This is a genomic window from Flavobacterium sp. C3NV, from assembly GCF_046825355.2.
Taxonomy (GTDB): Bacteria; Bacteroidota; Bacteroidia; order Flavobacteriales; family Flavobacteriaceae; genus Flavobacterium.
Genome location: NZ_JBKQBJ020000030.1, coordinates 1 through 10,904, shown reverse-complemented (window position 1 = coordinate 10,904; position 10,904 = coordinate 1). Strand labels below are relative to the sequence as shown.

Below are 10,904 nucleotides of genomic sequence, written 5' to 3'. Positions count from 1 at the left end.
ACGTTTATAGGTTATGTTTCCGCTGTTGCTGTTTACAGTTGTACCTGCACCTTGTACCAAACTGGCATTATTATCAAAACTTAAAGATCCTGTGCCTAAGACAGTAAGTGCATTTGTAATGTTTAAAGTACGTCCCGAAGGTACCGTCATGGTAACGCCTGAATTTATTGTACAGGCACAAGCACTCAAATCAGCAGTTATAGGAAATGCACTTGCAAATGTTACATTTTTTGTAGCATCAGGAAGGCCGTTAGACCAAGTGCCATTATAGGTGGTCGAAGGTGCATCATTGATCACAACATTTCCTGTTTGTACTGAAGTACATGATCCGTTATTTACTGTAAATTTATATATTCCAGCCAATAAATTCGAAACGGGATAAGAGGTTCCTGTTCCGGGAATATCAATATTTCCAGTTGTACTACTTTGTGTTATTGTCCAGGCTCCTGAAGGCAATCCACTTAAAACTACACTGCCCTTTGGTGATGTACAAGTTACATGTGTAATTGTTCCTACCGTTGGAATGGGTGGTGCAGGGTTAGTTGTTATAGTTATGATATTACTTTCGTTATATCCACAATTTGTTTTAACATTATTGATGTTTGGCATGCTGCTACTAAATGAAACCAATCTTTTAAAATGTCTTACGATACTAGCTGTAGTTGTATTTTGTATTGCAGGCGGGTGATAAGTTCTGGCAGTTGCTCCCGGAATATTACTGTAAGTACCTCCATTTGTAGAAAGCTGCCATTGAAAATTAAGCTGAGGATTTTGCAAATTCACATCTGCTAAAGTATATTGTAAGGATCCTTCTATTGTGTCAGGATCTTCATTTGGACAAAAATTAACTATTGAAGGTGATGTAATATTATTTGTATTTGCATCAAATGCTATCATTGTAAAGCCAACAACGTTTCCACCTGCGTTTTCATAATAATCTAATACAAAATCATCATCTCCATCCAAACGAACAAGAATATCATTGTAAGTAGTTGAACCTTGCTCACCCCACCTGTCAAATATTTTAGTATTATTCATAGATAAACGTACTCCATCATCACCTGTTACGCGAATTATATAACAGCCTGATTTAGTAGTCTTCATTTTATATCTAACGGCGAATCCTTCTGTATATATACTGGCTCTTTTTACTCCATCTGAATAAATTGCAAAACAATTTTCATTTCCTCCAAATCCCTCATTGATAGTTTCGGATCCAACATTATAATATCCTGCATAATTAGAAGAAAATGGCTCTGGTGCTATGCCTCCGGCATTATAGATATGACCTGTCCAGGTATTTGTGCCATATTCATTTTGTGTCTCTAGTGTATTACTACCTCCTGTTAAATTAAGAGACAGTGACCCTCCAGCTGTACCAGCATTAGCACAATTTGCTCCTGCTGTTAAAAGTATTTTTACCTGACCAGAAAAAGTTGGAATCCAGTCTGTAATTGATGTTCCACCTGTTCCATTACTGGATGTAATAACCGCATCATTCGAAGCATTGTAAAGAGATAAATATTCATCAGCAGCAAAAACATTATTTACTGAAAATGTATATTTATAGCCTTTGATTACATTTAGTAAAACATATTGGCCTGAATTAACATTAGCTGTTGTTATGGTATTTGTATTATCAATGCAAAAAGTATATGTGTCTACTGGTGTGCCACTTAACGAATTAACAGTGACTGTAGGTGTATTTGTCATTTGTAAGGGGCAAGAACTTGACGTCAGAGTTGCCAAAACATTAAAAGTTGTAGTCGTTGATAAAGGTCCTGTTGGTAAATTTATGTTTCCTCCAGTACCATTTACAGCAGAACCAACATTTGTAGTACCATTTCGTAATTGATAAGAGACCCCGCTTTGAGAAGATGCAACTGTAATATTTGTTCCAGTTCCTATACAAATTGTTGAATTGACGGCCGAAACTGTTCTGTCGTCTGGTGATGTCACTATAGTTTGAGTTGGGCTAACGAACGCTTTGTTTCCGGGGCCTATCCCACCATTATTGTCTTTAAACCATGAAATACCTTCAGAAACAACATCAAAAGTTATATTATTTGAACCTGTACCCAGCTTTGCTCCATAAGCAGTAACTGTTCTTCTGGAAGCAGTAATATTAAAATAATATGTTTTAGTTTCTCCCGGGGCCAAGTTTTGAGCATCTACCCTAACATGATAATCATTCCATATTGTAGTACTTTCACCATTCCATTTGATACCAATATTAAAATTTTTACCGCCACCGTCTGTCCAAGCCAGTTTACCTACATTTTTTATAACTACACTTACTGTTCTGGTCTCACCTGCACACCAGGTTGAAGACCCCAGATCAGCTGAGATAATTTGACTTTTATAATCAACTTTAGGTTTTAATGCAATCAGAATTCCTCCATTGTATTCGTCATTGCTTAATGTTGCACTTCCTGTTCCTGTGACTCCTGGGGTAGGCTTAATGGCCCATGCAGCGCCAACAGAAACTCTCGATCCTGAATTTTTATTAACATCATAGAGTTGAGTTAATGAATTTGGAGAATCTGCCCGCCAACCAGAATAAGTTCTGGCAGATCCAACTACCTGACCCAACATAATAACTGCTGCATTATTGGTTGTAGTTGTAATTGATGTTGCTCTAACATTATCGTCAGTTCTTGCGTTTATTCCTGTAAAAGAAGCATCAAATGGATCTGCAGTATCAACACCTGAAAACGCAACAATTGAACCTATAGCACCTTGCACGTTCCACAATGTAAAAGTATAACTTGTTGGCTCACTTGCTCCGGCAACTTTGTATAATACAGCTCCAACACGAGCATTGTTTTGAAAGTATACAGAACTTATGTTCGTCCAGCCTTGTAAATCGGGAACATATGTTTCTCCTGAAACTGCTTCGGCAATATTTACAATCATAACATCTCCTTCTACTACACCTGTTGGTTTGCTAATAGTCAAAGTATTAGTAGTTGTTTCTGCTCTAGTAAAAGTCCCCCGTTGGGCAATTTGTCCAAATCCAAAATTTGCTAAAAACAATAGAACAAAACAAAATAATTTTGAAGTTACATTTAGCTCTTTTTGTAAATGAATAATAGAAAATAAAGATTTTGATAAAAGTAATTTTTTCATCATATAACAAGTGGTATTTATATTTTAAATTTGTTTTTTGAATTAGTCAAAGCAAAAAAAGCATCTCAGTTTAGAGAAATGATATTTCATTTTTTAGTTTTAACAGTTATAATTTATTCCAACGTGTTGTTGGATAAGTGGTAAGAAAATGTTAAAATTTAGGCACAAAAATATTATAATTCTGCACATATACAACTTTTTAGATGAAGACTTTTTGAGAAAAACAGAAAAAAGGCAATAAATTTTAACAACTAATTAAATATTTTTAGCAATAACCGTTAAAAAGAAAGAAAAAACTCATGAACGATATTTTTACAATAAAAGAAGCAATAATTAAATTAGAACATTTTTGCGCTTATCAGGAACGATGTCATGCTGAAGTAGTTTCGAAATTATACAGCCTTAAAATGTCTTCTGATGAAATTGATTTTATTGTTGTTCAGCTCATTGAAAATAATTTTTTAAATGAAAGTCGATTTGCCTGTAGTTTCGCAAGAGGCAAACACCGAATTAAAAGCTGGGGAAAAATTAGAATTGTAAATGAACTAAAAGCAAGACATATTTCTTCGACCAATATTACGCTTGCGCTAAAGGAAATTTCAATTGAAGAATATGAAACCACTTTCGAAGAATTATCAGAAAGATGCTGGAATAATATTCAGGAAAAAAACACCCTTAAAAAGAGAAAAAAATTCTGTGATTATATGCTAAGAAGAGGTTATGAAAGTAACTTGGTTTATGAAAAAGTAACGCAATTAGAAAAGGATTAAATTTTTTAAAAAGGTTTCAATTAAAACTTAAAGAAGGCTATTTTTCTTATAATCTTAAAAGTTATAATTTATAACTTTCTTGCGAATTATTCGATTAAACGACGTTTTTTACAACTATACGTTTAAAAAACAGGCTATTTTTATCGTAAACCTACTATTTTTCTTATATATAAATTTAACATTTTATAAGAAATAACATAAGTTGGGATTTTTAAAGATGTATTTTGTCGATTATTTTAACAGTTTGTCGATTTTATGACCTTTCTAAAAACCCTCTCATTTTCTAACACGTAGATGTATCTATATTTGTTCGGGCAAAATTTATCCTATGCCAACATAACAAATTGTATAGAAAACATTTATATGAAGAGAACTCTACTTTTATTTTTATTATTACCCGTTTTAAGTTTTGCTCAGATTGTTGATTTAGCCTCTTGGGCACTTACATCAAATGGAACGGCAATTTCTCAAAGTTATGTACAAGCAGGAACAGTAACAGGGCCATCCCAGGCATCTGATACTCCTCTTTCTTACAGTGCATCAGGATTATTAGCTCAGGGCTGGGTAGATGCTAGTTTTCAGCATTACAAATATTTTGATATTTCTATTGCTCCTAAAGCAGGAAATGTAATAATGATCTCTAATCTAATCTTTCAACAAACTTCAATTTCAGCTGTTGCAAGTGGGCCTACAAACTATTCTATCAGATATTATATATCCGAAAATGGAACTGTACCCAATACATCTGATTTTTATAATAACTCCTTTTTGTTACAGTCTGATCAAACCATTGCTGGAAATGCTAATAAAACTATTAAGGTAAATCAATCTTTGAATGCTAGCCAAAGACTAATTGTTCGTTTTTATGCAAGAGGAGGTAATAGTTGGAATAGTAATGACGGATGGAGAATTTTAGCGAACACATTAAAATTTACAGGGAATATAATGGGGCCGCTCAAGGGGCCTTATAAAATTGGTAGTGCTGCTAATGCTGATTTTCCAACTATTACTTCGGCAGTAAATGCTTTAAATTCAGTGGGTGTTTCAGATGCGGTAAATTTTTTATTAGATAATACGGCTTATAATACTAGTACAAATGAAGTATTTCCAATAAAAATAATTCCTTACACAGGAAATGAAACTTATAAAGTTACTTTTAAACCAAATACAGGTAGAACAGTTTCTATAGAAGCATCAGTTGTAAACTATGTTCATCCCCAGGCTGTCTTTAAACTTGATGGAGTTGACAATGTTATTTTTGATGGCAGTAATAATGGTACGACTTCAAATAATCTAACAATTTATAATAATAATATTTCAAACAATAACAGATGTGTAATTTGGATTGCTAGTCAAAATGCAACTAATGGAGCAAATAAAAACGAGATTAGAAACCTTACTTTACAACAGTATTTCAAAGGAAATAATGATTATTCAGTTGGTATTTTTGCAGGAAACACAGATGATGTATCTAGCACAGCTGTTGCAGCTAATTCAGGTAATATAGTAAACAATGTAACTTTTAATAAAGTTGGTCAGGCTATTAATGTAAACGGAAATAGTAATTCTAGCTTACTGTCATTAGATTGGAAAATTCAGAACAATACGATTGGAAGTGCGACTAATGGAGAAAAACCATATGTTGGAATCAATTTATTAAATCTTAAAGATTACGAAGTTTCAGGAAATAAAATTGATGGTGTTTATAGAAATACAAATCAAACTCAACATGCGGGTATTTATTCTGAAGGCTCAGTTAATGGAAACATATTTAATAATTCAATCAGTAACGTAGCGAATACTCTTGGTGACGGAAATCCCCAAAGTAGAGGGATTTATCTTAGCGGAACAGGTACAAATATTTATAATAACACGGTTACAAATGTATCTGCTTCAGCTGGAACCAATAGTAGTGGTTTTTATATAAATGGAGGAAATAATACGATTTACAATAATATTATAAGCAATATTTCTTTTACTAATACCAATGCAGCTCATGGAATTTATCTGAATTCTGGTGATGCTAATAGAATTTATTACAATACAATTGTAATGAATAATAACAATAACGGAAATGGTTCATCTTGTTTATACATTAATGCCGGATCTAACATTGCAATTAAAAACAATATTTTTTACAATTCTCAAACTACAGGAACTCAGTTTTTGATAAACTCTACAGTTGCCCATACGGCAATTACTGAATTTGATTATAATAATTATTATGGAACAAATGCAGCTGTAAAAATTGGAAAATTTCCGAGTGGTGAATATGCTACACTTGATCTTTGGAAAGAAGCTTTAAAAACATCAAAAGAAGCAAATTCATTAAATGTTCAACCTAATTTTATAGCAGTAAATGCTCCAACTGATTTTCATTTAATTCAAAATAATACCAACGGAGGTATACATGCAAAAGGTATTGCAATTGCAACTATTACAACTGATATCGACGGAGATCCCAGAGCTACACCACCAGACATGGGAGCTGACGAAATTTTTTATTGCGAACAAGGTGATAAAGTTACTTATGGTCAGGATTCGTGGATAGGATATGTTTATAAATGGACAGGAGCTCCTACTCCTGCAACGTATGTTGGCTATGTGACCGAAAAAGCCTTATTTGATAGAAATGTCGGATCAGGACAAGTAAACGGTGAAACAAGAACTATTTGTGGAACTCCACCATCTGATAACTTCATGGTTCGTTATCTAATGAAAACGACAATTCCGGCAGGTACTTATAATTTTACAATTGGTGCTGATGACGGAGTGCGATTATATATTGATGGAACATTGGTTAATGTTGCTCCTACAAATTCATGGAGTGACCACAGCTATGTTAGTTATGCTGCACAATACACTTTTAACACTACTGCATCACACAATTTAATTTTAGAATATTACGAAAATGCAGGTTCATCAAGAACTACTTTTTCTTATGGTTTAGTAAAAGGCGATCCAACAGAATATGGAACAAATGTTTGGAACGTATATGGATATACAATTCCAAATTTAAACTTACCAGCAGCAAGCTATGCAGGTACGTATGTAGATTCAAACCTAAATATAAATACTATAAACTACTGGGCAAAAGAAAAATCACCGTCAGCAGCAACTGCATGGCAGGGAGCTCCAATGCCAATTGATAACTTTACAATAGCATATAAAAGAAAAGGATTCCCTTGTGGCAATTACAACATTCAAGTTTTAAATTGTGATGATGATATGCAAATTTATATAAATGGTGTAGCAGCTCCAGTTTATACTGCTGGTGGTAATATTAATACAACTGTAACTATTCCGGGTGGTCCTTACCCTTTAAATTCTACTTCATTAGTTGAAATACGTTTAAGAGAAGATGCCGGAGATGCGAAGATGGCAGTTAGCTTTATTGATGTACCTGTAACTTATAACGGATCAGGAACTGTAGATCCTAATACTTCTATTATTGTAAAAGCCAATGCAACATTAAATTCAAGTATAGAAGTTTGTTCTTGTACAATTGATCCAGGAAAAACACTTATAATACCATTGGATAAAGTATTAACAGTAAAAGAAAATATTACTGTAGGAACAGGCGGAAAACTTTCAGTTCAAAACGGAGGTTCATTATTGCAAACTAATAAAAACGCAATTTATACAGGAACTACTGATTCATTCGAATTACAAAGAATAACTCAGCCAATGCGTTATTACGATTTTACTTATTGGTCGTCGCCAGTTACGTTGGCTTCAGGATATACCCTAAAAAAATTGTCTCCGGATACTGCAGCAAGTATGTACCAAAGTTATAATCCTTTTACCGGATGGGTTTCGCATATGAATGGTGCAGCTTCAATGATACCAGGTGTTGGATATATTGTTAGATCTCCTGAAACAAGTTCAGCAACAGTAGGAACAGCGTACTCTGCTTTATTTGTTGGAGTTCCAAACAATGGAGACATCAATTTTACACCAATAGAGAATAAATATAATTTAATTGGTAATCCATATCCTTCTCCTCTTGATGCAGCTGAATTTATCAAGAAGAATAATGGTAATACTACAGGATCCCTATATTTTTGGACTCATAATACAGCTCCTGCCAATACAGATCCTACTAAACCTAATATATATGCATACACAAGTAACGATTATGCTGTATTTAATTTAACCGGTAGTGTTGCTACAGGATATGTTGCAACGGGTACAGAAGCACCAAGTGATAAAAGCCCTGCTAATAATGCTCCGAACGGAAAAATTGCATCAGGACAAGGTTTTTTTGTAAAAGTACTAACAAACACACCGTTAAAATTTACAAATGAGATGAGATCATCAGGAAGCAATTCTCAGTTTTTGAAAACTTCAGGTTCAAATGCTGACGAAGGCCGTTTATGGTTAAATTTTACTAATTCGCAGGGAGCTTTCAAACAAACTTTAGTTGGTTATATAGATGAAGCAACTAATAATTTTGAAAATAATTACGATGCTCAAAGTTATAACGCAAATGCTTTTGTAGATTTTTATAGTATAAATGACAATAAGAAGTTAGTTATTCAGGGGCGTGCTTTACCATTTGAGATGACTGATCAAATTCCGCTAGGATATAAATCAGCCATTGCAGGTGACTTTAAGATTTCAATAGATCACGTAGATGGTTCATTAAAAGAACAAGCAATATTTTTAGAAGATAAAACAACTGGCATAATTCACGATTTACGTACAAGCGATTACACTTTTAAGACTGAGATAGGCACTTTTACAGAACGTTTTGTGTTACGTTATAAAACTGACAAAACATTAGGCACAGGTGATTTCGAAAATATCAAAGATGGTATTTTAGTCTCAGTAAATAATAAAGTTATCAATGTTGCGACATCAAAAGAGAATATTAAAGAAGTAACTGTTTTTGATCTATTAGGAAAAATGCTTTACAATAAAAAGAAAATTGGAAATACAGAACTCCAAATTCAAAACCTTCAATCAGGTAATCAGCTTTTATTGGTAAAAGTAACTTTAGAAAATGATTTCACTGTTTCTAAAAAAATAATTTTCAATTAATTCAAATACCAACTAAATATAAAAATCCGACAACATTATGCTGTCGGATTTTTTCAGATAATAATAAGTGCAAATAGTTTTTAAATGATATATAAATTAAAATAAGATACAAACAGACTAATCTCCTGTTAAGAAAATAGTATCAAATTACTTCCCAAAACCAAATCAAACCAAATCAAACCAAATTGTATGCTCCAAAAAATACTTTTACTTATTCGTTCTTTGTTTATAAAAAACTTAGGATTACTTTTTTTTCTGATATCTCTACAAATGTTCAGTCAGAGTACAAATGCAATTACTGAAATACATACCGACTGGAAAGGATATTGGACATCGAATGCTGCTACACTTGCAGGAAATCGTCCGGATGATGCTAATAATTTATTAGCCTTTAAATGGAAATCTGTTACTTACTCTACAGGTGTAAACGATAATATTCTTAACACAAAAAGTTTTACTTATAAACCACAAAAATTTAGAGCTCTAAAAATACAAAGCCTTGGGTTAAATAATAACACCTATATATTACAGGGGTCAATGATTGACGGTCAGGCAAATATTGCAATTTTAGATCCAAAACTGGCAGGAACTGTCGCAACAGGAGCAGAACTTGCAGCAAGACTTACAGATGGTAGTAATGGTTTAAGTTTAGGAACTGGTGTTGCAAACATAGCACCTGGTTCAGCCGAATTTAAAATTGGTACCAATAACCTGAATCTTTTAGGTATTAATGATAATGTTCCTGATTTAATTGTGACTCAGGTTGCTGATCCGGGAAATATTAATCAGTCGGATATTTTTAAATTTGTTGATGCGGCGGGAAAGACTGTGGGAAATGAAATAGCAGTTGCTTTTACTTCGGTTCCTGCTATTGGCACTTACAGTTTGGACTTGTTTAAAGCAGATGGAGGAACAAATGGTTTTACCCCGGCAGCAACAAGAGATATCAGAATGTTAGGATTCGAAACCAGTTCATTTGGTATAACAAATGCTAATGCTTCACAGGTTGACCGATTTGTTGTTAGTTTTTCCGGTAGTTCAGATTGTGCTTTTATTGCTTTTAACACCAACTCATTAAAATTTGCAGAATTAAGCCTGATCAAAACTGCTTTGATGCCATCTTGTGGGAAAGCAGGAGATATAATAACATATACTTTTGACATTAAAAACAGTGGCGATGTGCCAATAACTGATATTTATATAACAGATCCATTACCTTCATTATCAATATCAGGAAATCATATTGCCTCTCTTGAGCCTAAAGCTAGAGCTACAATAACGGGAACTTATAAAATTACGGCTGCAGATGTTGCAGCCGGCAAAATTGTCAACTCGGCAAAAGTTACAGGGACAGATCCTTCTTTTAATATTGTTGAAGACATCTCTGGTACAGCGTATGATAATGATGTTTCAACCACAACAATTTTATTGGCTGCTCCAACAATTGGAACCATAACAAACTTTTCTTGTAATTCCTTAGGCAAAGTAGTTTTAAATAATTTACCTGAAAATGAAAACTGGACCATAACACAAACTGGGAAAGCATCAGCTATTAAATCAGGAAGTGGAACGACTTTTACTATCGAAAATCTTGCAGTTGGGACCTACAACTTTAGTGTCAAGACTACTTCTGGCTGTAATTCACCATTAAGTGAAAATGTTATCATAAAAGATCAATCATCAACCACATGGGACGGGAGCACGTGGTCAAACGGCCTTCCTGATGCCACCAAAAATGTAACATTTGCCAGTGCATTTCCAATAACTGCAGATTTAAGTGCTTGTGCCTGTACCGTAAATTCAGGCGTTGCCATGACAGTACCTTCGGGACGTACTTTAAACATTACCAATGCACTTACTGTTTTAGGAACAGGATCTTTGATTTTTGACAACAACGCCAGTTTGGTACAGGGATCAGGTACAACTGTAAACAGCAATATTGGAAACATAACCTATAAACGT

4 protein-coding genes are annotated in these 10,904 nt (G+C 33.7%); 3 read left to right on the top strand and 1 reads right to left on the bottom strand.

Features of this window, described 5'->3' with window-relative positions; all coding sequences use genetic code 11:
• On the bottom strand, positions 1 to 3,132 hold a 3,132-nt coding region (locus ACIDC4_RS24510; RefSeq protein WP_488381173.1), incomplete at its 3' end, for a PA14 domain-containing protein.
• Positions 3,133 to 3,428: 296 nt separating this feature from the next.
• On the opposite strand from ACIDC4_RS24510, the gene ACIDC4_RS24505 reads away from it, so the two are divergent.
• From ACIDC4_RS24505 to ACIDC4_RS24495, 3 genes are all read left to right on the top strand, one after another.
• Entirely contained in the window at positions 3,429 to 3,899 is a 471-nt protein-coding gene (locus ACIDC4_RS24505; RefSeq protein WP_412045683.1) for a regulatory protein RecX, read from the top strand.
• A gap of 363 nt (positions 3,900 to 4,262) precedes the next feature.
• The gene (locus ACIDC4_RS24500; protein ID WP_412045684.1) at positions 4,263 to 8,942 is read left to right on the top strand and encodes a T9SS sorting signal type C domain-containing protein; all 4,680 of its coding nucleotides are present in this window, start codon (positions 4,263 to 4,265) and stop codon (positions 8,940 to 8,942) included.
• 189 nt (positions 8,943 to 9,131) lie between these two features.
• Positions 9,132 to 10,904, top strand: a 1,773-nt coding sequence (locus ACIDC4_RS24495; RefSeq protein ID WP_488381172.1) for a DUF7507 domain-containing protein, incomplete at its 3' end; no start/stop codon positions are given.

Bases quoted from the DNA above. Each gene is read 5' to 3' on its own strand.
- ACIDC4_RS24505 (WP_412045683.1), top strand. From the start codon at position 3,429: ATGAACGATATTTTTACAATAAAAGAAGCAATAATTAAATTAGAACAT.
- ACIDC4_RS24500 (WP_412045684.1), top strand. From the start codon at position 4,263: ATGAAGAGAACTCTACTTTTATTTTTATTATTACCCGTTTTAAGTTTT.